Raw genomic sequence first — 24582 nt, forward strand, 5'->3', positions numbered from 1 at the left:
GACGCTCCGGAGCGGACGCCCGCGCGTCGTCCCGCGACCACGATCGGTCCCATGATCGTGACGACGGAGAAGCTGACGAAGCGCTACGGCGACCGCGCCGTGGTGGACGAGGTCAGTCTGTCCGTGCGGCGGGGCGAGGTCTACGGGTTCCTCGGTCCGAACGGCGCGGGCAAGACGACCACGATCCGCATGCTGCTGGGGCTCGTGAAGCCGACCAGCGGTACCGCGTCCGTGCTGGGAGAGGCACCGGGCGCGCCCAAGGCGTTGCTGAAGGTGGGGTCGCTGATCGAGGGCCCCGGCTTCTACCCGTACCTGTCCGGCCGCGACAACCTGCGCGTGCACGCGCACCGCCGGGGCGTCGGCAGGGCGCAGGTCGAGGCCGCGCTGGAGCAGGTCGACCTCGTGGCGGCGGCCGGCGAGAAGTTCCGCCGGTACTCGCTCGGCATGAAGCAACGCCTCGGCGTCGCCGCCGCGTTGCTCGGCCGGCCGGAGCTGCTGGTCCTCGACGAGCCGACCAACGGCCTCGACCCCGCGGGCATGGCCGACATGCGCGACCTGGTGCGCGCCCTCGCGGCCCAGGGCCAGACGGTGCTGCTGTCGAGCCACCTGCTGGGCGAGGTGGAGGAGATCTGCGACCGGGTGGGCGTGATCGCGCAGGGCCGCCTCGTCGCCGAGAGCACGGTCGAGCAGCTGCGCGGCGACAGCGTGCTGCTGATCCGCGCCGACCCGATCGAGAAGGCGCAGGTGCTGATCGAGGGCAGCACCGTCCACGGCGACGTGCTGCACGTGCGCGAGACGGACGCGGGCGCCCTGGTGCGCGTGCTGGTGGCGGCCGACGTGGACGTGCGGGAGGTCCGGCCGCTGCGCCGGACGCTGGAAGAGGTCTTCTTCGAGATGACGGGAGCGGCGTGATGGGCAGCGTGAAGGCGGAGCTGCTGCGGCTGTGGAAGTGGCCGGCGACCTGGGTGCTGATCGGCGTCTGGCTGGTGATGACGCTGACGTTCGGCTACGTGTTCAACTACCTGGCGCTCAACGGCGGCACCACCAGGGCCGACCTCTCGCAGCAGCAGCTGATCAGCTCGATGCAGCCGGAGAACGTCGGCGCGGCCGTCGTGCGCGGCCTGCCGATGTTCGGCGGTGCCATCGTCCTGGTGCTGGCGGCCCTCGCGGTCGGCAGCGGCTACGGCTGGGGCACCTGGAAGACGACCCTGACCGCGGGCCCGCGCCGCGTCTCCGCCGTGGCCGGCACGCTGGGAGCCCTGGGGATCGTCGTGCTGGTCCTGGTGGCACTGACGTTCGTGGTGGACCTCGCCGCGGCCATCGCGGTCGCGTCCCTGGAGGGCTGGGACTGGAGCCTGCCGGGCCTCGGCGTCTTCGAGGCGCTGGGCGCGGCAGTGCTGATCGCCGCCATGTGGACGGGCTTCGGCGTGTTCCTCGGCGTCGTCACCAGGGGCCCCGCCCTCGCCGTGGGCCTCGGCCTGATGTGGGCGATCGTGACGGAGAACCTGCTGCGCGGCGTCGGTTCCCTGCTCGGCCCGGTCGAGTCGCTGACGAAGGTCCTGCCGGGCGGCTCCGCGGGCAACCTGGCCGGAGCCGTGGGCGGAGCGGGCGCGCCGGGTGTGCTCACCGACCTGAGCGGCACCACGGCGGCCCTGTTCCTAGTCGGCTACGCGGTGGTGTTCGTGGGCGCGGCGACGCTTCTGAAGGTGCGCCGCGACCTCGTATAGGACCACCGCGGCCCAGACGAGTGCCAGCGCGACCGCGACTCCGGTGGGGTAGTCGCGGTCGTGCAGCCCGGGGTTGACCGGCCCGCTGTGCTCCCGCCACAGCAACGGGACCGCGATGAGGGTGAGCACGCCCGTGACGACCAGCCCGATGCCGATGGACGGGCGTGTGACGAGCAGGCCGGTGAGGCCCACGAGCGGGGCGATCAGGAAGTCGTGCAGGACCACGCCGCCGCCCAGCCACAGCAGGAGTTCGAGGGTGACCTGGGGGAGGAGGAGCCAGGCGCCCCAGGCGCCAAGGGCCGTGCCGGCGGCGCCTAGGGCGAGCCGTGCCACGAGGGTGGTGGTGGAGCGGCTTGGCGTTTCCGCGGGCACGCTGCTCGCGTCGGCACCGCCCGACCGCACGTCGCTCGCCCCACCGCCCGGCGCGCCCACGTCGCTGCCCGCGCTCACACCGCCCGCATCGGCGCCGCCCCCGACGTCTCGACCCTGGTCCCCGCCGGCGCTCGCCCCACCGCCTCCCACGACCCGACCGCCATCCCGCTCATCCCCACCAAGGCTCCTCATCCCCGCACCTCCAGCGACGTGACCCACTTCGTCTGCAACACCCCGGGCCTGTTCGGCGCGATCAGCCGGCACGGGTACCCGTGGTCCGGCGTCAGCTCCTCCCCGTCCAGCCGCAGCGCCAGCAACGTCAGCGGGTCCTGCGCGAACGCCTCCGGCAGCGTCGAGGCCCGGTACAGCCCGTCCTTCTCCAGCGACTCCACCCGCACGTCTCCGCGCCCGACCAACTCCGCCACGCGCACGCCGGTCCAGGTCGCGTTCTGGCTCCACCCCTCCACGCACGCGATCGGCAGCTCGACGGTGGTCTGCGGCATGGCCTGGAGCTCGGCCAGCGAGTAGCTCGCAGAGCCCACCCGCAGGCGCCAGTCCGGGGGCACGACGATCTGCGCGGCCCGCGCGGTCCGGTTGACCGGCAGCGCCTGGGGCGACCGCCACGCCAGCACCGAGACCTTCCGCAGCCATGGCACGGTCACGCCTGCCGTCGCCACCACCGCGACGCCGGTCGTGAGAGCCGTCGTGCGCAGGAAAGCCCTGCGGGACAACACGGTCTTCTCGGTCGACGCGGGTTCGAGGGACCGGCGGATCAGCGGGATCTTCACCGCGATGTGCACGAGCAGCGCGCCCACCACGATCCAGGCCACCGCGTAGTGGGCGGTCGGGAAGTAGAACGACCACGGGTAGTTCTGCGCCGCGTTGAACAGGCCCGTGACGAGCTCGAAGAACGACGCCGCGATCAGCACGAAGATCGAGCCGCGCTCCAGGGCGTGCGGCACGGACTTCACCAGCGGGCGCTCGAAGAGCTTCGGGTAGACGCTCCACAACTTGGCCAGCAGCAACGGGATCGACGCCACGCCGGAGATCACGTGCACGCCCTGCGTGACGCGGTAGAGGTCGACCGGGCGGGTCGGCCACGGCCAGTCGTGCTGCACGCCGTGGCTGAGCAGGCCGGTGACGAAGCACAGGCCGAACGCGATGCCGAGCCACGTGCCGATCCGGCTCGTCACACCGACGTGGTGCGCGGGTGCCCTGAACCTCACAGCTTCTCCCAACACGCGAACCAGCGGCCGGCGCGTTCGCGCTGCCACATCAGGAAGAACCCGTCGGCGGGGAGCGACTCGGCGTCGCTCCAGGCCCACGGGAACCACTGGCCCTCGAAGCCCTCGGCCCGCACGCGCGCCTGGCCGACCGTCAGGCCGGAGCCCGGCGGCTCGACCTCGACGACGACGGTGCCGCTCGGCCGGAGGAGTTGCCGCACGCGCCGCATCAGGGCTGCCGGGTCGCCGCCGATGCCGATGTTGCCGTCGGCGAGCAGGACGTGCTGCCACAGCCCCTCGCCGGGCAGCAGGTCGAACACGTCGCGGCGGAGTGCGATGCCGCCGCGTTCGGTCGTGCGCCGGACCGCCTCCGGGGACACGTCCACGCCGAGCGCCTCGACGTGGCGGGACAGGAGGGCGGCGACGAGACGGCCGGGGCCGCAGCCGACGTCCAGGGTGGGGCCGGCGCAGGCGTCGAGGAGCGCGGAGTCGCCGCCGGCGGCGTCGGCGTGCCAGCGGGCGACGGACAGTTCGCGCGGGGTGGTGCCGACGAGGTCGAGCCAGCTCGGACGCCCCTTCAGGGCCTGGTCGAACATCATCGCGCCACCACCGCGGCGGAGGCCAGGGCGGCCGCGAACCGGCTGTCCGGGATGTGGGCGGCCACGGCGCCGGCGTCGGCGATCGTGTCCACATCGGACAGCACCGGCAGCATGCGCACGTCGCGCACGCGCAATGCCTCCAGCGTCAACGCGCCCGTGTCCGCGCGTGACATCGGCACGTCCCGCAGCACGTCGGCCCGCAGCGGGTCCCGCAAGCCGAGTGCCCACCAACCACCGTCGGCCGCCATCCCGAGCGCCGCCTCGTCGAACTCGGCGCACGCCTGGAGCAGCGACGGCGTCACCTGAGGCGTGTCCATCCCGATCTGCAGCACGGGCATCCGGAACCGGGCGATGTCGGCGTGCGCGTTCGCCAGGCGGTCGCCGAACGTCTCGCCGCGCTGGGGGATCACCACGCACTGCGCCAGCGCGGTCCGCACGTCCTCCCGCCGCACCACCCCGGCCAGCGCCACCACGGGCACCGCGCCGGGCGTCTCCAGGGCGGCCTCCAGGGTGTCGAGCAACGCCGCCGCCGCGACGTCCGCGGCCTGCTCCGGGCTCAACGGCGGGCAGAGGCGCGTCTTCACCTGACCCGGCACCGGTGACTTGGCCATGACCAGCAAGCAGAACCTCACCGCAGCACCCCCGCCATGTCCCGCGCCGCACGCAGCGTGCCGCGCACCGAACCCGACACCTTCGACTTCGTCCCCGCCGCGCGCGGCCGATAGGCCACGTCGACCTCCCGCACCCGCCATCCGGCCGAAGCCGCGCGCACCAGCAGTTCCAGCGGATAGCCGAACGCCCGGTCCCGCACGTCCAGCGCCAGCAACGCTTCCCGCCGGCACACGCGCAGCGGAGCGATGTCGTGCACCTCCAAACCCCTGCGCCGCAACAACGACGCGATCACGGCGTTGCCCGCCCGCGCGTGCCACGGCCAGGCGGCGGCGCTGACGGGCCGTCGCCGGCCCACGACCAGGTCGGCGTCGGCGAGCAGTTCGGCCATCGCGGGCAGTTCGGCCAGGTCCAGCGAGCCGTCCGCGTCGGCGAACGCCACGAGGTCGGACGTGGCCGCGAGCAGGCCGGTGTGCACGGCGGCGCCGTAACCGCGCCGGGACTCGTGCACGACCAGGGCACCGCACGCGGCGGCGACCTCGGGCGAGCCGTCGGAGGACCCGTTGTCCACGACGATCGCGCGGTGTCCGGGAGGCAGGGAGGCGAGCACCGCGGGCAGCGCGGCGGCCTCGTCGAGGCAGGGCAACACGACATCCATCGGTCCACCCTGGACCACCGGAAAGCGTTGTGGTGCTTACGGAATTGTGACGCACGAAAGAGTTCTTACGATTGTCTTGCGCGGTCGGCGGGCACCCGGCGGACCCCCTAGGTTGGGCGCGGTGCGTCTAGTCATCGCGGGCCTGCTCGTCGTCGCCGCCGTCATCACCGGGATCGTCGTCAACCTCCGCGACCCCGGCGTCCTGTTCGCCGCGGCGGCGCCGCTCTTCGGTGACTGGCAACCACATCTGGGGCCGGGCACCCCGGCCGCGGTCCTGATCGCGTTCCTCGTCGTGGCCAAGGGACCGGAGCTCGCACGGCACCGGTTCGCCTTCCCGATCGCCTACGCCGCGTCGGTGGCGTTCACCTTCTCGCTGGCGATGGTCGACGGCTGGGGCAGGTTCGTCACCCGGCTCACCACCGACGACGAGTACCTGCACGAGGTTCCCGGCGTCACCGACGTCCCCGCGATGATCCGGGGGTTCGCCGCGCGCATCCCCGACTTCCAGCCCGACTCGTGGGCCACGCACGTCTCGGGCCACCCGCCGGGCGCGCTGCTCACGTTCGTGGCGCTCGACCGCGTCGGTCTCGGCGGGGGAGCGGCGGCGTCGATCTTCTGCGTCCTCGTCGGCTCGCTCGCCGTCGTCGCGATTCCCAAGACCGTCGGAAACAACGCGCTGCTGCCGTTCCTCGTGCTGTTCCCCGGAGCGGTGTGGGTCGGGGCGTCGGCGGACGGCATGTTCATGGGCGTCGCGGCCGTCGGGATCTACCTGCTCACCAGGAAGCCGCTGCTCGGCGGGATCGTGCTGGGCTGGTGCCTGTTCCTGTCCTACGGCCTGGTCCTGCTGGCCCCGCTCGCGCTCGTCGCCGTGGGCAGGAGGATCGGCTGGGCCGTCGCGGGCGCGCTCGCGGTCGTGGCGGCGTTCGCCCTGAGCGGGTTCTGGTGGCTCGACGGCTACGAGCTCGTGAAACTCCGCTACTACCAGGGCATCGGCGACACCCGGCCGTACTGGTACTGGGTGTGGGCGAACCTGGCCGCGCTCGCGCTGGTGATCGGCCCCGCGGGGATCAGGGGACTGCGCGGGGACAGGTGGGTGCTCGCGGCGGGCGTCGCGATCCTCGCCGCCGACCTGTCCGGCCTGAGCAAGGCCGAGACCGAGCGGATCTGGCTGCCGTTCGCGGTCTGGCTCCTCGTCGGCGCCGCGAAGCTCGACCACCCCAGGAGGTGGCTCACCGCCCAGGCGATCACGGCCCTGGCGGTGAACCACCTCGTGCTCACGAACTGGTGACGGGCTCCCGTTGCGAAGCCGAGGCGAACTCCCGCACACCGTCCTCGAACCCGACGCGGGCCTCGAAGCCCAGCACCTCCAACGCTTTCGCGGGTGACGCGACGACGTGCCGGACGTCGCCCGGCCGCGCCCCGCCGACGATCTCCGGCGTGGGCCCGTCACAGGCGTCGGCGAGCGCGAACGCCAGGTCGCCGATGGTGTGCGGGGTGCCGGAACAGACGTTCACCGCTTCGAACCCGGGGCGCGGGGAGGCGAGCGCCAGCACGTTCGCTCGCGCCACGTCCGTGACGTGCACGAAGTCGCGCCGCTGCCGGCCGTCCTCCATCACCCGTGGCGCGAGACCGTTCTGCAGCGCCGACCGGAAGATCGACGCCACCCCGGCGTACGGCGTGTCGCGGGGCATCCGCGGGCCGTAGACGTTGTGGTAGCGCAACGCCCACACGCTTCCGCCGGTCTGCCGCGCCCAGGCCGACGCGAGGTGTTCCTGCGCCAGCTTCGTCGCCGCGTAGGTGCTGCGCGGCTCCAGCGGCGCGTCCTCGGGCACCAGCTCGGACACCACGAAGTCACCGCAGAAGCAGCGCGGCTCGTACAGGCCGCACTCGACGTCGACGGAGGCCCGCTCGGCCCGCACGATCCCGTGCGAGAGGCAGCGGTACCGGCCTTCGCCGTAGACGACCATGGACGACGCCAGCACCAGCCGCGACACCCCGGCCCGGTGCATCTCGGCCAGCAGCACCGCCGTGCCGAGGTCGTTGTGCCGCGCGTAGGAGGGCGCGTCGAACGGGTCCACGCCGTGCCCGACCATCGCGGCCTGGTGGCACACCGCGTCCACAGTGGACAGCAGTGGCCGCAGCACCCCGGGGTCCGTCACGTCGCCGACCACGAGCTCGTGGTCCAGCTGGGGAACGGCACCGTGCGCCTCCGGCAGCAGTGCGTCGAGCACCACGCATTCGTGGCCCTGAGAGGTCAGCTCGTCCGCGACGTGCGACCCGATGAACCCGGCTCCGCCAGTGATCAGTACTCGCATGGACCCGACCGTAGGGCCGCACGCGGTGGTGGGCTCCGCCAGACGGTTAGCCGTCAGAACTCCGTAAGACCAGTTCCACCACGAACCGCGCACCACGGGGCGACCGGTCCTCGACCCACACCCGGCCGCCCAGCCGGTGCACGTGCTCGCGGACCAGCGCCAGCCCGAGTCCGCTGCCCGGTCCCGCCGCGGCACCGCGCGCGAACCGTTCGAAGATCTCCTCCCGCAACGGTTCCGGCACACCCGGTCCGGCGTCCTCCACCTCGAGCCGCACGCGGGGGCCGAGGACCCGCACGGACACCAGGACCGCACCGCCCGCGTGCCGCTCGGCGTTGTCGAGCAGGTTCGTCACCACGCGTTCCAGCCGTCTCCGGTCGCCCGGCACGACGGCGTGCTCCAGGTCGAGCGACACCGGGGCACGGGTCGCGACCACGGTGCGCACCAGCACGTCCAGCGCGATCTCCTCCGGCGCCGGGTCGCCGGTCTGGTCGTCCCGGGAGATCTCCAGCAGGTCGGCGACGAGCCGCGCGAACCGGTCGACCTCCGAGGTGAGCAGCTCCAGCGCCGTTCCCGCGGTGCCGGGCAGGTGTCCACCCCGGCGGCGCAGCACCTCGCCCGCGTTCACCATCGTCGTCAGCGGGGACCTCAGCTCGTGCGACACGTCCGACGCGAACCGGGCGTCCCGCAGCGCTCTGCGCTCCAGCGCCTGGGCCGTGGAGTTGAACTCCGCCGCCAGCGCCGCGAGCTCCGGGTCGTCCTGGTCGGGCAGCCGGGCGTGGAGGTCACCACCGGCGATCCGGCCCGCCGCCGAACTCAGCTCCGCCAGCGGTCTCAACGCCCGGTTCGAGACCCACGACCCCAGTGCCGCGCCGAGCAGCGCCGATCCGGCCGTGCCGGCGATCAGCACCGCGCTCAGCGACGTGAACGTCCGGTCGAGCTGCTGCAGGCCGAACAGCTCGACGTAGACGGCCCCGTCCGCGAGCGGCCGGGTGACGACGAGCGCCGGCAGCCCGTCCACGGTGGTCCGCGCGGTCGCGGGCGGGTGCTCGACCACCCCGGCGGGCAACCGCGCCGGGTCGACCGGCCTGCCCGCCGTCCGCGTGCCCGCCGGGCCCAGCACGAGGATCGCCGAGTCCGGTCCGGTGAGGAGGGTGTCGAGGTCCGGTGACCTCTCGACGAGCCGCGCGTTGACCTCGGCCTGCCGCACGGCGCTCGCCTCCCGTTGCCGCAGCATCGAGCCGGTGGCGAGGTCCCAGGTCGCGAACGCGAGCACGCCCGTCACGACCAGCAGGCCGAGGCAGAAGGACAGGGTGACCCGGCAGCGCAGGGTGAGTCTCACGAGCGGATCCGATAACCGCTGCCGCGCACGGTGAGCAGGAGCTCCGGATCGTCCGGGTTCGCCTCTATCTTGCGGCGGAGCCTTCTTATGTGCACGTCCAGCAGGCGCGTGTCACCGAAGTAGTCATATCCCCAAACCTTGTGCAGCAGCTGCTCCCTGGTGACGATTCGCCCGGCCGCACCAGCGAGTTCCAGCAACAGCCGGAATTCCGTTCTGGTGAGGTGAACCCGTTCGCCCGCACGGTGCACGACGCCTTCCTGCGGACGGATTTCCAGCGCTCCCACGCGAACGGCTTCCCTGCCCGGTCCGCGCCTGCGCACCAACGCGCGGACGCGTGCCGCGAGAACGCCCGCCAGAAAGGGTTTCGTGACGTAGTCGTCCGCTCCCGCCTCCAGTCCGGCGATCACGTCGCGGGCGTCGGTGCGCGCCGTCACCACGATGATCGGCAGGTCACCGCGTTCCCGCAGCGTCCGCACGACCTCCAGGCCGTCCATTCCGGGCAGCGTCAGGTCGACCAGCACCACGTCGAACGGTTCCGCCTCCAGACGCGGCAACGCCTCTTCTCCCGAACCCGCCTCGTCCACGCGGAAACCCTCGTCGGACAAGGCGAGGCACAACGCCTGCCGGATTCGCTCGTCGTCCTCGACCAGCAGGACCCGTACGCACACAAAGACTCCACTGTGTGAGAGCCGCGGCGACGGCTCTCACACAGTGGAGTGAAAGTCGATCAAAAGCAAGATTGCTTCGGTTTAAAAAGCGGTCAGCGTGATCTTTGCCGAACGCGGGTTCGGTTCGTGGACAAGTGACTCGAAGCCGCCGACGTCGTCGAAGGCGAACCCGTAGGCCCGGCCGTCGGTCATGTTGGCGTGCACGATCCTGGAGAAGTGGTTCGTGGTCGCGCGGGTGTAGAACTGGCTCGCGTCGTACGTCGGCTGGGTGTGGAGGTAGCCGAGCGTCGATCGGTTGAGCGCCGCGCACAGCGACCGCGAGATCGCGCCGAGCTCGTTGTTCGGCGCCGCGAGCCGCCCGTCGCAGTTGAGCACGTCGCGGGTGGACGGCTGCTGGAACTCCGCCACCTGCTGGCCGGAGGTGTTCGTGAACCGCATGACCCCACCGCTGACGCGGCCGGTGAACCTGCGGTTCGGCTCCGCCTGGTACGGCACGACGGTCAGCGGCGTGTTCTGGTAGGTCGACCAGACGCTGGCGACGTAGCTCTGGAAGTACGAGCTGGAGAACAGGCCCGCGTCGAGGCCCTTGCTCGGGTTCAGCACGCGCAGCCGGGTGCCGTCGGAACGGCTGTAGGCGAGCTTCGCCCAGTCACCACCTTGCTGCTGGTGCTGGTCGAAGATCCGGTTGCGCCCGTTCGCGACGAGCTGCCCCGCCTTCTTCGTGGCACCGCCCTGCGACGTCGCCTCGACCGCGTGCGGGACCGCGAACATGTCGACCTGGGAGCTGTTGAGCCACAGACCGCCGCCGTCGTAGCTGAACTCGCTCCAGTCGAACAGGATGTCGCGGTTCGGGTCGCCGCCCGCCCACGGGGCCGGCTGCACGAGACCGCCGGGCACGAGGCTGAACTTCAGCTTGTCCCGGAACGACATGTAGATCCGGCCGCCGGCCAGGTTGAGCGGGATCTGCACGGTCTTGCTGGCGCCGTTGGCCGGGCCGGGGATCGAGAAGTCCGGCGCCGGAACGGGCGGGATCGCCCCGCCGGACCACGCCGTGAACTGGCCGTTGCCGTTGACGTAGCCGAGACGGCCGTTGTAGATCCCGGTGATGTAGAGGTGGACCGCGTCGCCGCGCCCCGAGTTGTTCGTGACGGTGAGCGGGAGCTGGCTCGGGGGAGCCGCGTGCACCGGTGCGGACATCGTTGTCAGCCCTAGCAGGGCCGATGTCGCGAGCAGCAGGAGCTTGCGCATCGACTATCTCCTCACTGAGACAGGGTCGTGAGAGCGCTCTCATATTCAGCGCGGACGTGTTGATGTGTCAAGAATGGTCTTCATGCGCGCACTGACCGTTGATCTCGCCCGAGCCGGCTCCCTGTCGCTGGCCGATCTGCCCGACCCGGTGCCGGGACCGGACGAGCTGCTGGTCGAGGGAGTGGCGATCGGCATCTGCGGGACGGACCGCGAGATCGTGCGCGGGGAGTTCGGCGTCGGCGGCACGCTCGTGATCGGTCACGAGTCGCTCGGACGGGTGATCAGTGGACCTGGCTTCGCACCCGGCTCGCTGGTGGCGGGGGTCGTCCGCAGGCCGGACCCGGTGCCGTGCGTGGCGTGCGCGCGCGGTGAGTTCGACATGTGCCGCAACGGCCGGTACACCGAGCGGGGGATCACCGGCCTCGACGGCTACGGCTCGACGCTGTGGACGGTGCCTTCCGCCTACGCCGTCGGTGTCAGCTCGGCGACGGGCGTCCTGGTGGAACCCGCGTCGGTGGTCGTGAAGGCCTGGGAGCGGCTCGACGCGCTGGCGCTGTACCCGTTCGACAGCGTGCTGGTGACGGGCGCGGGCCCGATCGGCCTGCTGGCGGCGCTGGTCGGGGTGCAGCGCGGTCTGGACGTGCACGTGTTCGACCTGGCCTCCTCCGGTCCGAAGCCCGGCCTGGTCGAGTCCCTGGGCGCCACCTACCACCGCACGCTCCCGGACTGCCCGGTCGTGATCGAGGCGACCGGCGCGCCCTCGCTGGTCGCGCGGCTGCTCGGGCGGGACCTGGTGTGCCTGACGGGCGTGCCGTCCACCGAGGTGGTCCCCGCCGACGTCGGCCAGATCAACCGGGACCTGGTGCTGCGCAACGGCATCGTGTTCGGCACGGTCAACTCGAACGTGCGGCACTACCGGGAGGCGTCGGCGGTGCTCGACCGCGCGGACGACGCGTGGCTGTCCGCCCTGATCACCCGGCGGGTGCCGCTGGAGTCGTACGCGGAGGCGTTCGAGCACCGGCCGGACGACGTGAAGGTGGTGCTGGAGCTGTGACCGCGGCCAGCGCGACGATGCCGGCGGCGAGCAGCAGGGCTTGGTCGTATCCATTGTGCAGCAACGGGGTGGCGACGAGCGGACCGAGGACCTGGCCCGCCGAGTAGCCGGCGGTGAGGATGGCGGCCGCGGTGGGGACGCCGAGGTCGGCGCCCTGCCTGAGCGCGGTCGCCGCGATGCCGATGAACGTGCCGCCGAACAGGACCGTGGCGACCAGCGCCGAGCCGTCGACCAGTGCGGGCAGTGCTATGCCGATCGCCTGGACGGCCAGCGCGACGCGGAGGGCGTGGCGGCGCGGCCTGACCAGTGCGGGGGAGAGGGCGGCGGAGAGGCCGACGAGGACCCAGGCGGCGCTGCCGAGCGGGCCGCTGATGGCGGCGACGAGGAAGGTGGCGGCGATGACGTAACCGACGCCTTCGAGGGTGTAGGAGGTGAAGAGGGCGGCGAACCCGCGTCGTCTCGTGGTGCCGGGCCGCCGCTGCGGCTCTTCCGGCCGGAGGTTCCAGGCCGCGACCGCCAGCGCCGCCGCCACCCCCGCCGCCACCCACCAGGCCGTCCGCCACTGCCCGAACCCGAGCACCACCAGCCCGGACAGCGCGATCCCCACCCCGACCCCGCTCATGCCCCACCCCGGCCGCGCGTTCACCGCGGCCACGAACACCACCGCGCTCGCCACCCCGGCCACCAGCCGCAGCACGAACCACGCACCCATCCCGTGCACCAGCGGCATCCCGGCAAGTGTCGCCACGAGCAGCACGAGCGCCACGCGGTTCACCGCCCGCGAGGGCGCACGCACGACCGTGACCAGCGCACCGACGAAGTAGCCGAGGTAGTTCGCGGTGGCCAGCGACGCGGCGGACGTGGGCGAGAGACCCGCCTGAGCGGTCATCAGCGGCAGGATCGGCGTGTACACGAACCGGCCGATGCCCATGGCCGCCGCGAGTGCCGCCGCCGCCCGGACGCTCATGAGGTGCCCGACGGTCGCGTCGCGTCCACTTCGGACTGCGCGACGCGATTGGTGAACTCGTCCATGACGCCATCGTCCGACCGCGCTCCGGCTATGGCCACGACCGGCTTTCTCCTGCGTGGGAGCCTCGGCCTCCTAGGATGCGAGGCGTGGAACTGCGTCAACTCCGGTACTTCCTCGCCGTCGCCGAGGAGCTGCACTTCGGGCGGGCGGCGGCGCGCCTGCTGATCGCGGGGCCGTCGTTGTCGCAGCAGATCAAGGCGCTCGAACGCGACCTCGGCGTGCCGCTGTTCACCCGCGATCGCCGCACGGTCGCGCTCACGTCGGCCGGCGCCGCGCTCGTCCCGGAGGTGCGGGCGTTGCTCGAACGGGCTGATGAGCTGCAACGGCACGCGCGGCAGCTGTCCGGGTCGAGGCCGGTGCGGATCGGGTACGTGAACTGGTTGCCGCCGGACCTCGCACAGCGCACGGCCGGGGTCGCGCAGCTGTACGTGGACGCGTGGGTCGTGCCGTCGCATCAGCAGGCGGCGCGGGTGGCGGACGGCAGCCTCGACCTCGCCGTGTGCTGGATCCGCGGGACCGACGCGGCACAACTCGGGCTCACGGCGGACCTGCTCGGCGCCGACCGGCTCTACGCGGTGGCCGTCGGCACCGACACGAGTCCCGTCCGGGCCGAGGACATCGCCGTGCTGGTCGACGACGACGTCACGTCGTGGCAGTCCTGGAACGACTACGCCGAGGAGTTCGCGCGGGACACCGGCGCGACGGTCCGGCGCATCCACAACGGGGCGATCACCGGTCCGGCGTTCTTCGACCACGTGCGGGTGTGCACGACGCCGGTCCTCAACTCGCCCAAGGGCCAGACCACGCCGTTGCCGCCGGACCTGGTGGCGCGGCCGGTGGTCGACCCCGAGGTGCTGTGGACCTGGTCGCTGGTGCGCCGCGAGGACGAGGAACGCGCGGACGTCCTCGCCGCCGCCGAGGCCATCGTGCGCGACGTCGACGGACTCGCCCCGGGATGGCTCCCGGCCGACGACCCCCACCGCCGCCTGCGAGGCTGAGCCTCCCACCAGGGAGGAAACGGGTCGCAATTCCGCGAAATGAACTCGCGGGCGCTCGCCGTTGTGAGGGTCAGTTCCACTTCCCCACTTCGAAAGCGAGCAGGACAATGACCAGCAAGGTGGCAATCGTCACGGGAGCGTCGCAGGGAATCGGTGCGGAACTCGTTCCCGCCTATCGCAAGCTCGGCTATTCGGTTGTCGCGGTCTCGCGTTCCGTCGAGCCCTCCGACGACCCGGAGGTCCTCGCGATCCGCGCCGACCTCAGCAGGCCGGGGGAGGGCGCGCGGGTCGTGCGGGAGGCGCTCGCGCGGTTCGGGCGGGTCGACTCGCTCGTGAACAACGCCGGTGTCTTCGTCGCCAAGCCGTTCACCGAGTACACCGACGAGGACTTCGCGAACGTCGTCGGCACGAACCTCGCCGGGTTCTTCGACATCACCCGCAGCGCCGTCGCGGCCATGGAAGACGCCGGTCACGTCGTCAACGTGTCCACGAGCCTGGTCGACCACGCGCTGTCGGCGGTGCCGTCGGCCCTCGCGTCGCTGACCAAGGGCGGTCTGAACGCCGTCACCAGGTCGCTTGCGGTCGAGTACGCGGCCAGGAACATCCGCTTCAACACCGTCGCGCTCGGCATCATCAAGACGCCGATGCACGCCCCGGAGACCCACGAGGCGCTCGCCGGGCTGCACCCCGCCGGCCGCATCGGCGAGATCTCCGAGGTGGTCGACGCGATCACGTTCCTCGAGCAGGCCGGTTTCGTGACGGGTGAGGTCCTGCACGTCGACGGCGGCCAGAGCGCGGGGCACTGACATGGTGCTCGAGGACGTCATGGACCGGTGGAAGGCCGCGGTGGACGCGCACGACCCCGAGGGCGTGGCCGCGAACTTCACCGACGACGCCGTTTTCCAGGGGCTGAAGCAGTACGGGGTCGGGAAAGCCGCCGTGGCCGCCTATTACGATTCCCAGCCCATCGGCTTGAAGGCCGAGTACAAGGTTCTCGAAACGCGCCGGCTGGCCGACGACCTGGTCCTCGGTTATCTGAACGTCGATTTCTCGTTCACCGACCGGCCGACGCGCAACGTCTATCTGAGTGTGGTGCTGAGGGGAGACCTGATCGCGCACTACCAGGTCTCCGCACTCGGCTAGTGCCTGCGGGGCTCCCGGCCGAACGGCGACTTCGGTCGCTCGAGGTCGGGAGCCTTCGGGATCGGCACGGTGACCGGGTTCTCCGAGGTGATCGTGATCGGCTCGCCGTGGTGGCGGGTGGTGAGCTCGGTCCCGTCCACGATCCGGTAGGTGGCCTCGTCCGCCCGCACCTCCACGGCGATCCTCGTGCCCTGGAACGACATCCGGAACGAGAACCGCGTCAGCTCGTCCGGCAGCCGCGGCGCGAACGTCAGCTCGCCGCCGTGGTCGCGCATGCCGCCGAACCCGGCCACCAGCGCCGTCCACGCACCCGCGAGTGACGCCATGTGCAGGCCGTTGGTGACGTTGTCGTGCAGGTCGTGCAGATCGGTGAAGGCCGCCTCGACGAGGTAGTCGAACGCCAGCCCGAGGTGCCCGACCTCGGCCGCCAGCACCGCCTGCGTGCCCGCCGACAACGACGAGTCGCGCACGGTGCGGGCCTCGTAGTAGGCGAAGTTGCGCGCCTTCTCCTCGTCGGTGAACGCGTCACCGCGCACGTGCATCGCGAGCACCAGGTCGGCCTGCTTGATGACCTGCTTGCGGTAGAGGTCGAAGTACGGGTAGTTCAGCAGCAGCGGGTACTTCTCCGGCGGCGTGTTCTCGAAGTCCCACTCCGCGTGCTTGGTGAAGTTGTCCGCCTGCGGGTGCACCTGCAGCATCTCGTCGTACGGGATCGACATCGCGTCGGCCGCCCTGCGCCACCTCGCGATCTCTTCCTCGCTGACGTCACCCGGGTTCCGCTCCGCGGCGTCCGCGGCGGCCCACAGGTTCTGCTGGGCGATCAGGTTGGTGTAGACGTTGTTGTCGACGATCGCCGAGTACTCGTCCGGGCCCGTCACGCCGTCGATGCGGAACCCGTCGTGCGGGTCGTGGTGGCCGAGCGAGGCCCACAACCGTGCGGTCTCCACCAGGATCTCGGTGGCCTCGTGGCGGTCGAAGTCCTCGTCGTTCGTGGCGTTGAGGTACTGCTGCACGGCGTACGCGACGTCACCGGAGACGTGGAACGCGGCCGTGCCCGCCGGCCAGTACGCGCTGCACTCGGCGCCGTTGATCGAACGCCACGGGAACGCGGCTCCCTTGAGCCCCAGCACCTCGGCGCGTTCCCGTGCCTTGTCCAAAGTGGAATGACGCCACCGCAGCGCGTCGCGGGCGGCGTCGGGCACCGTGTAGGTGAGCACCGGGAGCACGAACATCTCGGTGTCCCAGAACGCGTGCCCGTCGTAACCCGGCCCGGTGAGCCCCTTGCCCGGGATCGCCCGCGTCTCCCCGCGGGCACCGGCCTGCAGGATGTGGAAGAGGGCGAACCTGATCGCCTGCTGCAGCTGGTCGTCGCCCTCGACCTCGATGTCGGCGACCTCCCAGAAGTCGTCCAGGAACGCCTTCTGCTCCTTCAGCAGCCCGTCCCACCCCGTCTGGCAGGCGCCCGCGAGCGCCGCCTCCACCTGGGCGCGCAGCGCCGGCGTCGACCGCTGACCGGACCAGCCGTAGGCGATGTACTTGGTGAGCACCAGGCTGCCGCCCGCGGGCACGTCCACGGCCGCGGTGAACCGGGCCAGGTCGTCCTCGGCGCGGATCTCCGTGCGCGGCTCGTCGTGCAGTTCGTTCGACGACGGCGTGACGGCGACCTCGTGGTCCATCGCGGCGGCCATGCGCAGCCCGGACACCTTGGTGTGGTGGCACAGCACGGCCCGCGACTTCTCCGCCATGGTGAAGTCGCTGACCAGCGGCGCGTCCAGGGCCGCGGCCACGCGCGGGTCGTCGCTGCGGCTCTTGATCGGCTCGTTCGCCAGCAGGTCCGACTGCACGACGAGCTGCAGGTCGTCCTCCGGCCGCACCTCGTACCGGATCGCCGCGACCGCCCGCTGGGAGAACGACACGAGCCGTTCGCTGAGCACGGTCACACGACGGCCCGTCGGAGACTCCCAGACCGTGCGGCGGCGCAACGTGCCGGTGCGGAAGTCGAGCGTGCGCTCGTGCTCGATCGCGTCGCCGTAGCGCATGTCCAGCGGCTCGTCCTCGACCAGCAACCGGATGATCTTGCCGTCGGTGACGTTGACGACCGTCTGCCCGGCCTCGGGGTAGCCGTAGCCGCCCTCGCCGTACGGCAGCTGGTGCTCCTCGTAGAAACCGTTGAGGTAGGTGCCCGGCAGGCCGCGCGGCTCGCCCTCGTCGAGCGTGCCGCGCATGCCGATGTGGCCGTTGGACAGCGCGAACGTCGACTCGGTCTGGTGCAGGTTGCCCACGGAGAGGCCCTGCCAGCGCAGCTGCCACGGTTCGACGGCGTAACTCATGACAGGAGCTCGTCGAGCTCGTCGACGACCACGTCGGCGCCGTTGGCCTTCAACGCGTCCCTCTGGTCGCCGCGGTCGACACCGACGACGAACCCGAAACCGCCGTCGTGGCCCGCCTTCACGCCCGCGAGCGCGTCCTCGTACACGGCGGCGTTCTCCGGTGGTGTCTTGAGTCTTCTCGCGCCCTCGACGAACGAGTCGGGGGCCGGTTTGCCCCGCAGGTTCGACGCGACGATGACGTTGCCGTCCACCAACGCGTCGACGTAGTCCAGCAGGTTGCCCGCGCGCAGCACGCGCATGGCGTTGGCCGACGACGTGACGACGCCGATCGGCAGCCCCGCCTCGCGCGCGGCCTGCAGGTAGCGCACCGAACCGGGGTACGGCGAGATGCCCTGCTCGTCGATGATCGTGTTGACCAGGTCGTTCTTCTGGTCGCCGATGCGGCGGACCTCGTCCTCCGACGGCGTGAGGCCGCGCGACGTGAGGAAGCTGCGGACACCGTCGTAGCGCGGCTTTCCGTCCACGTACGCGAGGTAGTCCTGTTCGCTGAACGACTGACCGAGGGCTTCGAACGTCTGCCGCCACGCCTGCCGGTGCAGCACCGCCGTGCTCGTGAGCACACCGTCGAGGTCGAACAGCAACGCCGTGATCTTCTCCGGGATGCCGAGGCTCATACGTCGATCATGCACCCGTCTCGTTGTTGTCGCTTCGTTCTTCCGCGAGACGTTCATCGAGCGGGCGGGGGTGTGCCTGCTCGTACTCCGTCATCCCGTACTTGGTGGACTCGGCCCAGCCCTCCGGCGGGTCCATGCCCTCCTCGAGCGGGTCCTTCTGGAGGTTGTCCTCGTCCAAGCCCTCGTAGTCGAGGTCTTCGGGGACGTAGGCGCCGCGTTCTTCACTCATGTCCACGGCAATACCCACTAAGTCGCTATCCGATGCTTTGACCCACGAGCGAGCCGATCGCGTAGGTGACGCCCATGGCGATCAGGCCGCCCACGACGTTGCGCACGACCGCCCGGCGCTTGCCGGCGCCGCTGAGCCGCGCGCTGACGAAGCCGGTGAGGGCGAGGGTGAGGACGGCGGCGGCGACCGTGACCGGCACGCGCAGGCTGACGGGCGTGAGGGCGATCGCGGCGAGGGGGAGGAGCGCGCCGATCGTGAACGAGATGAAGCTCGCGATCGCGGCACCCCACGGGTTCGTCAGCTCGTCCGGGTCGATGTGCAGCTCGGCCTCGGCGTGGGCGGCGAGCGCGTCGTGCTTCGTGAGCTGCTTGGCGACCTCTTCGGCGGTGTCCTCGTCGAGACCCTTGCCCTCGTAGATCTCCTTCAGCTCGTTGAGCTCCTCTTCGGGCATGTCCCGCAGCTCACGGCGCTCCTGCGCGAGGAGGGCGCGTTCGGCGTCGCGCTGGCTGCTGACCGACACGTACTCGCCGCTCGCCATCGACATCGCGCCCGCGAACAGCCCGGCGAGGCCCGCGACGAGGATCTGCGCCCGGTCCGTCGTGGCACCGGCGACGCCCACCACCAGACTGGCCGTCGACACGATGCCGTCGTTCGCCCCGAGGACGCCCGCGCGAAGCCAGTTCATCCGATCGCCGGTGACCTCGTCATGAGGTTCGTGGTGCGTCATTTCCGCAGGTTAGCGGTGAGGTCCGCGCGGTGCGCGCGACGTCCGGGTGACGGGCCGGGACTCTGCTGAACGGGTGAGTTTTCCCAGGTCAGACCCCGGAGGTTCATTTTTTGTCAGACCCCCGTGGCAGCATGTCGAACAGGTGTTCGTGTGCGAGCTAGAGGAGGTCAGTTCCCGATGCAGATCGAACCCAGTCGCTGGCCAGGCCGCGTGGTGCCGTCCACCGATGCCGACGTCGCCGTCGCCGTCGAGTCCCTGTGCGAGCGCGCCTCCTGGCCCGACGCCGACCGCCGCTGGGTCCGGCGCCTGCTCGAACCGTGGTTCACGGCGGGCTGGAGCGTCGACGCCCTGCTGGTCGCGATCGACACGAAGCCCGACGGCACCCGCCAGGGCCGCCCCCGCTCACGGGCGCAGGTGGCCCACGAGTTCCTGCGGGCGCGCCTGCGCACCTGGACGGCGGACGGCGCGGGCCTCGCCACCCCACCGCTCAAGGGCACCACCCTGGGCGAGTGGTACCGCGTGAACCGCCGCAACGCGGCCCTGCACGCCCCGCGCCGAGGCGGCGGCCTGTCCGCCGAGGGCAGGCAGGCCAGGGCGGAGACCAGGGCCCTGGCCCACCGCCGAGATCCGGTGGCGCGCAGCCGCGAGAAGGGCCGCCGCCGCCAGGAGGTGCTCGACGGCCTGCTCGTGCCGGGGCAGGAAGTCCCGTCGTTCGCCGACTCGTGGAAGCTCGTGGCCGAGCTGGTGCCGGTGCCGCGGGTGTGCTCGGCCTGCGGGCACGTGCGCAACGAGGTGGCGCGGCCGGCGCACCGCGTGGCGTAGGCGCGCGAGGCGTACGGGAGAGGCTGACGTGCCTCGTACGGCGTGCCGCGGTGAGGCGGCAGGAGCGTCGCGGGCCGCGGTTGTGCGGTGCTGGTGTCGTGGGGCGCCGGCGTGGCGGGTCGGCCAGGGCGTTTCTCGCCGTGCGGCTTTCAGCCGCCACCCACCGCCCACCACCCCCCGAACCCGATAATCACGGGCGTGAAACTCCTGCCCGTCACCCCGTCCGGCGCCCGAGCCGCCTACCTCGACGTAGGCCCCAGGAACGGCCCCACCACCGTCTACCTGGGCGGCCTGGGCCTGGCGAGCACCGTCACCTTCGCCCCGGTCATCGGCCACCCGGCACTGGCGAACGCCGGCCGGCACGTCCTGGTCGACCTGGTCGGCAGCGGCTGGAGCGACCACGACGACACCTTCTCCCACACGATCGAAGACCACGCGGCGACCGTCGCGAAGGTGGCAGACGCCCTGGACCTCCGCGCGGTCAGGCTCGTCGGGCACTCCCTGGGCGGCTCGATCGCCATCAGCCTGGCGACCCGGCGTCCCGACCTGGTGGGCGAGCTGGTCGTGGCCGAACCCAACCTCGACCCCGGCGTCGGCACGACGTCCGCCCAGATCGCGAGCCTCGACGAGGACACCTTCGTCAAGACCGGGATGCGGTACCTCCTCGACGCCGAGGGCCGGACGATGGGCGCGCGGACGCTGAGCCGCTGGTCGCCGAGGGGACTGCACCGCACCGCGGTGTCGCTGCTGGCCGAGCGCCCGGCCACCTTCCGCGCTCAACTGACCGCGCTGACGATGCCCAAGCGGTTCGTGGCGGGTGGGCGCAGCGGCGAGGACCTCGACGCGGTGCGCGCGACCGGTTGCGATGTGGGGGTGGTGCCCGGAGCCGGCCACCTGATGATGGACGACGACCTCGACGGGTTCGTGAAGCTGCTGGTAGGCCCCCTTCCACCTGCGACTTCGGTGAACGGTGATTGAAAGCGGCCCAGGTCGGGAACACCGAACGAGTTTCTTGTTTCCGATGTAAGGGGCCGACATGCTCGAAGTGACTCCGATGGCTGCCGAGGTCATCAACGAGCTGACCTCGCAGTCAGAGGGCACCAGCGACGACATCGGCCTGCGTTTCGCCCTGGCCACCGAGCAGGACAGCCAGGCCGCGCTCGAACTGTCGCTCAGCGAGGTCGTCGACGGCGACGAGGTGGTGGCGGCCCCTGCGGGCGCCAAGGTCATCATGGAGCCCGCGGCCGCCCAGTACCTGGACGACAAGGTCCTCGACGTCCGCCAGGACGACGAGGGCAACCCCGCTTTCGCCATCGCGCGCCAGGACCCGCCCGGCGAGGGCCAGCAGAGCTGACCTGGTCAGGAGGACACCTGACACGCGAAACGGGCCGGACTCCCGACGAGGGGTCCGGCCCGTTCCGTGCGATCCCCGGGATCAGGGAATGGTCAGCACCTGACCGGGGTGGATGAGGTCCGGGTTCGAGATCCCGTTGGCGGACGCGATCTCGCCGTACCGGTTGCCGTCGCCGTAGTAGTTCTCGGCGATCGCCCACAGCGTGTCGCCGCTCGCGACCTCGTGGGTGCGCACCTGGGGAGCGGCGGGGGCCGGGGCCTCCTCGACGGGAGCCGGTTCCGGGGCGGCGGCCGCAGGGGCGGCCTGCGGGGAGTCGGTGTTGGTGCCGGTGGCCCACTTGGCGCTGCCGTCCGCGGCGAACACGACCAGGTTCCTGTCGTCCTGCAGGACGAGGCGCGAGCCCTCGTTGCCCTGCGTGCCGGTGGACCACACGGCGTTCTCGTCGCTCGTGTAGAGCACGAAGTTGCCGTCGGGCTGCAACGCGGCGCGCACCGCGCCCTTGCCGTCGGTGCCGCTGGCCCACACGGTGCCGGCGTTCTCCGAGAGCACCAGGTTCCCGTCGGACTGCAGCGTCAGCATGTATCCGTTGGCGCTGGTCAGCTGCTGGCCTCGGGTCAGTTCCTGGCCGGCTTGCAAGGTGTCCACTCAACACTCCACTTCGGACGAGGACGCGCCGGAGCAGCGGCGCCCGAAGCGGAACCTAGTCACGCCGGGCCCGGTTCGCCGGGTCACCGGGCAACGAGCACCCGAGGGAGTGAAAAGCGCCCCCTGCCCGCAGGCAGGAGGCGCTCCTCGAGACGAACTTCTCAGCCCTCGATGCGGCGGATCACGGAGATCGGGCCGATCGAGTCGATGTCGGCGATCTTCACCGGCACACCCTCGGTCGAGGCGTGCACGGCACGGATGCCGTCCACCGCCATCGCCACGTGGGACTGGCTCGAGTAGTAGACGATGATGTCGCCCGCCTGGACCTGGCTGCGGGAGACCGAGCGACCCGCCGCGGCCTGCGCGTAGCTGGTGCGGCCGATGGAGACGCCCGCCGAGCGGTAGGCGGCCTGGATCAGCGAGGAGCAGTCCCAGGAGTTCGGGCCGTTCGAGCCGTAGACGTACGGCTTGCCGCGCTGCGCGAGCGCGAACGACAGTGCCTGACCCGCGGCGCCGGCAGGCACCGAGATGTTCGACATGTCGCCGTTCTGCAGCATCTGGTTCTTGACGGTGTTGCTCAGGCCGTCGTAGACCTTCTTCGCGTCCGCCAGCTGCTTGTCGAGTTCGGCCTTCTTCTGGTCCATCTCGGCCAGCAGCTTCTTCGACGTCTCGGTCGCCTCGTTCGCCGTCTTCGTGGCGTTGTCGGCGGCGTTGACGGCGTCGGTCAGCTTCTGCAGCGCCTCGGCGTTGTCGGCCGCGAGGATGTTGATGGCCGACATGCGGTTGAGGAAGTCCTGCTGCGAGTCGCTCACGAGCAGCGCGGAGATCTGGCTGAAGTTCGCGCCGGAGTTGGTGGCCTCGGTGAGGAGGTCCACCTGGCCCCGGAGCTCTTCCTCGGCCTTCTGCGCGGTGGCCAGGTCGCCCTTGGCCTTGTCCAGTTCACCCTGCTTGGCCTTCAGGTCGTCCTGGGCCTTGAGGTGGTCCTGGTTGAGCTTGGACGCCTGCTCCTGCAGCTCGTTGTACTTCTTGAGCGCGTCGGCGGCGTTGGGCTGTGCGGTGGCCGGAGCCGTGGGGAGTGCTGCTGCGACGACAGCCGCCGTCGCCACGAGTGCTCCACGCACGATGCGGCGTGAGGGTTGCGACACCACGTCGCGGGTCCTCCTTTTTCCTGGCAGCCGCCCCGCGACAACTACTGCGCGTAAGACGGCAACCTTGGCGTGTGCCCCGAGTGGGTTAACTGCTGGGCCGAAGGTCTCGGACAGGTTACGGAATGACCTTGTCCTCGTCCAGCACCGAATGCCAGCGGTTCACCGGTCAGCACGCTCTCACAGTCGTCTACGTCGCTTTATCGCGGGGTGGAGAGACGCGTCACCCGACAACCCGGCGAATCACCGAAATGGGTCCGATGGAGTCGATGTTCGCGATCTTCACCGGCACGCCCTCGGTGGACGCGTGCACCGCGCGGGTGCCGTCCACGGCCATCGCCACGTGCGACTGACCGGCGTAGTAGATGATGAGGTCACCCGGCGCGATCTCGCCGCGACTCACCCCGCGGCCGACCTTCGCCTGGTCGTAGGTGACGCGCGGGATGGTCACCCCGGCGGCGCGGTAGGACGCCTGCATCAGCGACGAGCAGTCCCACGAGTTCGGACCGTTCGAACCGAAGACGTACGGCTTGCCCTGCTGGCTCAGCGCGAAGTTCAGCGCTGTCCCGGCCGCGCCCGCCGGCGCGTTGACGGTGATCTTGGGCGTCGGGGCGGCCAGCGTCTGCTTCTGCGGGGCCGACAGCGACTGGTACTTGGCCCGCGCGGTCGAGACCTGCTGGTCCATGGCGACCTTGCGGGTGGAGACGTCCGCGGCGATCTTCTCCGCCTCCGAGGCGGCGGTGGCCGCGTCCGAGCGGGCCTTCGTCGCGGCGCTCAGCGTGGCGTCCAGGCGGGCCACCGCCTCGTTCTGGTCGGAGGCGATGATGTTCATCGCCTGCATCCGCTCCAGGAAGTCCTGCTGCGACGTCGAGGTCAGCAGCGCCGAGATGTTGTTGAACCGCGCGCCCTCGAAGGTCGCCTCGGTCAGCACGTCGACCTGGCCGCGGAACTGCTCCGACTCGGCCAGCGCCTTCTTCTCCGCCTCGGTGGCGGTGACGACGGTCTGGTTCGCCTTCGCCAGGTCGTCCTGCGCCTTGAGGTGGTCCTGGCTGAGCTTCTCGGCCTCCCGCGTCAGGTCGGTGTAGACCTTCAGCGCGTCGTCGGCGGGCTGTGCATGCGCCGAGGGCATCGACACCACCGTCGCGGCGAGCACAGCGGCGAAGGCGGTGGTTCTGGCAGCACGTCGGCCGGGCACGCGGCCTCCTCAGGAGTCGGATCGGCTTCTGAGGAGGCGTACGGCCGAACGGGCGCAGGGGTTCAGCCGAAGTCGACGAGCGGTCCACCGACTTCGGCGGCGGAGCCCCGGACCTCGACCCTCAGGAGATCGCCGACCAGGGACGACTCGGGTGGTCAGGCGGCCCGGTGTGCCTCGATCGAGGCGCGGCACGCGGCGATCAGGCGGGTGGTGGCGGCGCTGCCCCCGCGCCCACAGCGGGGGCAGCGCATCGCCACGTCACCACCGAGCTCGTCGACCACGACGCCCAGTGGCGAGTCGCAGCCGCGGCACCAGCGGTGGCGCGTGACCGGGTTGACGTGGACGGGCGACGAGACGCACTGGTGGATCCACCGCCCGTGCACGTGGCAGGTCAGCCGGTCGTCGGGTGCCAGGACGCCGTCGTCCTCCGCGTGGTCCTCCTCGACCAGTGTGGCGATGAGCGTGGCGATCATGGCGA

General features: G+C 71.2%; 28 protein-coding genes. 10 read left to right on the forward strand and 18 right to left on the reverse strand.

The genetic code is table 11. The features are described from left to right. The first annotated feature begins 51 nt into the window (after window positions 1–51). On the forward strand, window positions 52–912 hold the full coding sequence (locus ND450_RS02170) for an ABC transporter ATP-binding protein (RefSeq protein WP_253324476.1): 861 nt from the start codon (window positions 52–54) through the stop codon (window positions 910–912). After that, the gene (locus tag ND450_RS02175; protein WP_253324477.1) at window positions 912–1727 is read left to right on the forward strand and encodes an ABC transporter permease; all 816 of its coding nucleotides are present in this window, start codon (window positions 912–914) and stop codon (window positions 1725–1727) included. The genes ND450_RS02170 and ND450_RS02175 overlap by 1 nt, the downstream gene beginning before the upstream one ends. On the opposite strand, the gene ND450_RS02180 is transcribed toward ND450_RS02175, so the two are convergent. Genes ND450_RS02180 through ND450_RS02200 form a run of 5 tightly spaced genes read right to left on the reverse strand, consistent with a single transcriptional unit; the run spans window position 1659 to window position 5188 of the window. Beyond that, on the reverse strand, window positions 1659–2291 hold the full coding sequence (locus tag ND450_RS02180) for a hypothetical protein (RefSeq protein WP_253324478.1): 633 nt from the start codon (window positions 2289–2291) through the stop codon (window positions 1659–1661). The genes ND450_RS02175 and ND450_RS02180 overlap by 69 nt on opposite strands. Then, window positions 2288–3325 carry a molybdopterin-dependent oxidoreductase gene (locus ND450_RS02185; RefSeq protein WP_253324479.1) on the reverse strand — a complete coding sequence of 346 codons (1038 nt, stop codon included), beginning with the start codon at window positions 3323–3325 and terminating at the stop codon, window positions 2288–2290. Before ND450_RS02185 ends, ND450_RS02180 begins: the two co-directional genes overlap by 4 nt. Continuing rightward, entirely contained in the window at window positions 3322–3921 is a 600-nt protein-coding gene (locus tag ND450_RS02190; RefSeq protein WP_253324480.1) for a class I SAM-dependent methyltransferase, read from the reverse strand. Before ND450_RS02190 ends, ND450_RS02185 begins: the two co-directional genes overlap by 4 nt. Next, window positions 3918–4553: a DUF2064 domain-containing protein gene (locus ND450_RS02195; RefSeq protein ID WP_253324481.1), complete on the reverse strand. Its 636-nt coding sequence runs from the start codon at window positions 4551–4553 to the stop codon at window positions 3918–3920. The genes ND450_RS02190 and ND450_RS02195 overlap by 4 nt, the downstream gene beginning before the upstream one ends. Then, complete coding sequence (locus ND450_RS02200; protein ID WP_253324482.1) at window positions 4550–5188, reverse strand: glycosyltransferase family 2 protein; 639 nt, start codon at window positions 5186–5188, stop codon at window positions 4550–4552. Before ND450_RS02200 ends, ND450_RS02195 begins: the two co-directional genes overlap by 4 nt. 121 nt (window positions 5189–5309) lie before the next feature. Between ND450_RS02200 and ND450_RS02205 the strand changes: the two genes are divergently transcribed. Beyond that, entirely contained in the window at window positions 5310–6476 is a 1167-nt protein-coding gene (locus ND450_RS02205; protein ID WP_253324483.1) for a hypothetical protein, read from the forward strand. On the opposite strand, the gene ND450_RS02210 is transcribed toward ND450_RS02205, so the two are convergent. The 4 genes from ND450_RS02210 to ND450_RS02225 all read right to left on the reverse strand — a co-directional run bounded on the left by ND450_RS02210 (window position 6463) and on the right by ND450_RS02225 (window position 10758). Beyond that, window positions 6463–7503 (reverse strand): NAD(P)-dependent oxidoreductase, encoded by a 1041-nt coding sequence (locus tag ND450_RS02210; RefSeq protein ID WP_253324484.1) that lies wholly within the window; start codon window positions 7501–7503, stop codon window positions 6463–6465. The two genes, ND450_RS02205 and ND450_RS02210, sit on opposite strands and share 14 nt — an antisense overlap. 46 nt (window positions 7504–7549) lie before the next feature. Next, window positions 7550–8842 carry a HAMP domain-containing sensor histidine kinase gene (locus ND450_RS02215; RefSeq protein ID WP_253324485.1) on the reverse strand — a complete coding sequence of 431 codons (1293 nt, stop codon included), beginning with the start codon at window positions 8840–8842 and terminating at the stop codon, window positions 7550–7552. Next, window positions 8839–9510, reverse strand: a complete 672-nt coding sequence (locus ND450_RS02220) for a response regulator transcription factor (RefSeq protein WP_253324486.1) — start codon at window positions 9508–9510, stop codon at window positions 8839–8841. The genes ND450_RS02215 and ND450_RS02220 overlap by 4 nt, the downstream gene beginning before the upstream one ends. Window positions 9511–9591: 81 nt before the next feature. Next, complete coding sequence (locus ND450_RS02225) at window positions 9592–10758, reverse strand: beta-1,3-glucanase family protein (RefSeq protein WP_253324487.1); 1167 nt, start codon at window positions 10756–10758, stop codon at window positions 9592–9594. Window positions 10759–10840: 82 nt separating this feature from the next. Between ND450_RS02225 and ND450_RS02230 the strand changes: the two genes are divergently transcribed. After that, window positions 10841–11812 carry an alcohol dehydrogenase catalytic domain-containing protein gene (locus ND450_RS02230; RefSeq protein ID WP_253324488.1) on the forward strand — a complete coding sequence of 324 codons (972 nt, stop codon included), beginning with the start codon at window positions 10841–10843 and terminating at the stop codon, window positions 11810–11812. Here the strand turns inward: ND450_RS02230 and ND450_RS02235 are convergent. After that, complete coding sequence (locus ND450_RS02235) at window positions 11730–12779, reverse strand: YbfB/YjiJ family MFS transporter (RefSeq protein WP_253324489.1); 1050 nt, start codon at window positions 12777–12779, stop codon at window positions 11730–11732. The genes ND450_RS02230 and ND450_RS02235 overlap by 83 nt on opposite strands. A 149-nt stretch (window positions 12780–12928) precedes the next feature. Between ND450_RS02235 and ND450_RS02240 the strand changes: the two genes are divergently transcribed. The 3 genes from ND450_RS02240 to ND450_RS02250 all read left to right on the forward strand — a co-directional run bounded on the left by ND450_RS02240 (window position 12929) and on the right by ND450_RS02250 (window position 14983). Continuing rightward, the gene (locus tag ND450_RS02240) at window positions 12929–13840 is read left to right on the forward strand and encodes a LysR family transcriptional regulator (RefSeq protein WP_253324490.1); all 912 of its coding nucleotides are present in this window, start codon (window positions 12929–12931) and stop codon (window positions 13838–13840) included. A 107-nt stretch (window positions 13841–13947) separates the two neighbouring features. Further along, complete coding sequence (locus tag ND450_RS02245) at window positions 13948–14646, forward strand: SDR family NAD(P)-dependent oxidoreductase (protein WP_253324491.1); 699 nt, start codon at window positions 13948–13950, stop codon at window positions 14644–14646. A gap of 1 nt (window position 14647) precedes the next feature. After that, window positions 14648–14983: an SgcJ/EcaC family oxidoreductase gene (locus ND450_RS02250; RefSeq protein WP_253324492.1), complete on the forward strand. Its 336-nt coding sequence runs from the start codon at window positions 14648–14650 to the stop codon at window positions 14981–14983. On the opposite strand, the gene ND450_RS02255 is transcribed toward ND450_RS02250, so the two are convergent. Genes ND450_RS02255 through ND450_RS02270 form a run of 4 tightly spaced genes read right to left on the reverse strand, consistent with a single transcriptional unit; the run spans window position 14980 to window position 18943 of the window. After that, the gene (locus tag ND450_RS02255) at window positions 14980–17313 is read right to left on the reverse strand and encodes a glycoside hydrolase family 65 protein (RefSeq protein ID WP_253324493.1); all 2334 of its coding nucleotides are present in this window, start codon (window positions 17311–17313) and stop codon (window positions 14980–14982) included. The two genes, ND450_RS02250 and ND450_RS02255, sit on opposite strands and share 4 nt — an antisense overlap. Further along, window positions 17310–17987, reverse strand: coding sequence for an HAD family phosphatase (locus ND450_RS02260; RefSeq protein WP_253324494.1), 678 nt, complete (start codon window positions 17985–17987; stop codon window positions 17310–17312). The genes ND450_RS02255 and ND450_RS02260 overlap by 4 nt, the downstream gene beginning before the upstream one ends. Window positions 17988–17994: 7 nt before the next feature. Further along, complete coding sequence (locus tag ND450_RS02265; RefSeq protein WP_253324495.1) at window positions 17995–18216, reverse strand: hypothetical protein; 222 nt, start codon at window positions 18214–18216, stop codon at window positions 17995–17997. 25 nt (window positions 18217–18241) lie between these two features. Then, on the reverse strand, window positions 18242–18943 hold the full coding sequence (locus tag ND450_RS02270) for a VIT family protein (protein WP_253324496.1): 702 nt from the start codon (window positions 18941–18943) through the stop codon (window positions 18242–18244). A gap of 177 nt (window positions 18944–19120) precedes the next feature. Here ND450_RS02270 and ND450_RS02275 point away from each other — a divergent pair, with 177 nt between their 5' ends. From ND450_RS02275 to ND450_RS02285, 3 genes are all read left to right on the forward strand, one after another. After that, window positions 19121–19765, forward strand: coding sequence for a hypothetical protein (locus tag ND450_RS02275; RefSeq protein WP_253324497.1), 645 nt, complete (start codon window positions 19121–19123; stop codon window positions 19763–19765). Between the two features lie 198 nt (window positions 19766–19963). Next, entirely contained in the window at window positions 19964–20743 is a 780-nt protein-coding gene (locus tag ND450_RS02280; RefSeq protein WP_253324498.1) for an alpha/beta fold hydrolase, read from the forward strand. Window positions 20744–20801: 58 nt separating this feature from the next. Further along, window positions 20802–21119, forward strand: a complete 318-nt coding sequence (locus tag ND450_RS02285) for a hypothetical protein (protein ID WP_089915916.1) — start codon at window positions 20802–20804, stop codon at window positions 21117–21119. An 81-nt stretch (window positions 21120–21200) separates the two neighbouring features. On the opposite strand, the gene ND450_RS02290 is transcribed toward ND450_RS02285, so the two are convergent. From ND450_RS02290 to ND450_RS02305, 4 genes are all read right to left on the reverse strand, one after another. Beyond that, window positions 21201–21764 carry a LysM peptidoglycan-binding domain-containing protein gene (locus tag ND450_RS02290; protein WP_253324499.1) on the reverse strand — a complete coding sequence of 188 codons (564 nt, stop codon included), beginning with the start codon at window positions 21762–21764 and terminating at the stop codon, window positions 21201–21203. Between the two features lie 161 nt (window positions 21765–21925). Further along, entirely contained in the window at window positions 21926–22870 is a 945-nt protein-coding gene (locus tag ND450_RS02295; protein WP_245786124.1) for a C40 family peptidase, read from the reverse strand. Window positions 22871–23132: 262 nt separating this feature from the next. Beyond that, on the reverse strand, window positions 23133–24104 hold the full coding sequence (locus ND450_RS02300; RefSeq protein WP_253324500.1) for a C40 family peptidase: 972 nt from the start codon (window positions 24102–24104) through the stop codon (window positions 23133–23135). Window positions 24105–24259: 155 nt separating this feature from the next. Continuing rightward, window positions 24260–24577, reverse strand: coding sequence for a hypothetical protein (locus ND450_RS02305; protein WP_253324501.1), 318 nt, complete (start codon window positions 24575–24577; stop codon window positions 24260–24262). Between the last annotated feature and the right edge of the window lie 5 nt (window positions 24578–24582).

The sequence above is a fragment of the Lentzea sp. HUAS12 genome, from assembly GCF_024125735.1.
Classification (GTDB): domain Bacteria; phylum Actinomycetota; class Actinomycetes; order Mycobacteriales; family Pseudonocardiaceae; genus Lentzea; species Lentzea albida.

Coding starts and splice junctions, on each gene's coding strand:
- ND450_RS02250 (WP_253324492.1), top strand. CDS start 14,648: ATGGTGCTCGAGGACGTCATGGACCGGTGGAAGGCCGCGGTGGACGCG.
- ND450_RS02175 (WP_253324477.1), top strand. CDS start 912: ATGGGCAGCGTGAAGGCGGAGCTGCTGCGGCTGTGGAAGTGGCCGGCG.
- ND450_RS02285 (WP_089915916.1), top strand. CDS start 20,802: ATGCTCGAAGTGACTCCGATGGCTGCCGAGGTCATCAACGAGCTGACC.
- ND450_RS02260 (WP_253324494.1), bottom strand. CDS start 17,987: ATGAGCCTCGGCATCCCGGAGAAGATCACGGCGTTGCTGTTCGACCTC.
- ND450_RS02305 (WP_253324501.1), bottom strand. CDS start 24,577: ATGATCGCCACGCTCATCGCCACACTGGTCGAGGAGGACCACGCGGAG.
- ND450_RS02235 (WP_253324489.1), bottom strand. CDS start 12,779: ATGAGCGTCCGGGCGGCGGCGGCACTCGCGGCGGCCATGGGCATCGGC.
- ND450_RS02225 (WP_253324487.1), bottom strand. CDS start 10,758: ATGCGCAAGCTCCTGCTGCTCGCGACATCGGCCCTGCTAGGGCTGACA.
- ND450_RS02190 (WP_253324480.1), bottom strand. CDS start 3,921: ATGATGTTCGACCAGGCCCTGAAGGGGCGTCCGAGCTGGCTCGACCTC.
- ND450_RS02245 (WP_253324491.1), top strand. CDS start 13,948: ATGACCAGCAAGGTGGCAATCGTCACGGGAGCGTCGCAGGGAATCGGT.
- ND450_RS02180 (WP_253324478.1), bottom strand. CDS start 2,291: ATGAGGAGCCTTGGTGGGGATGAGCGGGATGGCGGTCGGGTCGTGGGA.
- ND450_RS02255 (WP_253324493.1), bottom strand. CDS start 17,313: ATGAGTTACGCCGTCGAACCGTGGCAGCTGCGCTGGCAGGGCCTCTCC.
- ND450_RS02230 (WP_253324488.1), top strand. CDS start 10,841: ATGCGCGCACTGACCGTTGATCTCGCCCGAGCCGGCTCCCTGTCGCTG.
- ND450_RS02170 (WP_253324476.1), top strand. CDS start 52: ATGATCGTGACGACGGAGAAGCTGACGAAGCGCTACGGCGACCGCGCC.
- ND450_RS02210 (WP_253324484.1), bottom strand. CDS start 7,503: ATGCGAGTACTGATCACTGGCGGAGCCGGGTTCATCGGGTCGCACGTC.
- ND450_RS02200 (WP_253324482.1), bottom strand. CDS start 5,188: ATGGATGTCGTGTTGCCCTGCCTCGACGAGGCCGCCGCGCTGCCCGCG.
- ND450_RS02265 (WP_253324495.1), bottom strand. CDS start 18,216: ATGAGTGAAGAACGCGGCGCCTACGTCCCCGAAGACCTCGACTACGAG.
- ND450_RS02275 (WP_253324497.1), top strand. CDS start 19,121: ATGCAGATCGAACCCAGTCGCTGGCCAGGCCGCGTGGTGCCGTCCACC.
- ND450_RS02270 (WP_253324496.1), bottom strand. CDS start 18,943: ATGACGCACCACGAACCTCATGACGAGGTCACCGGCGATCGGATGAAC.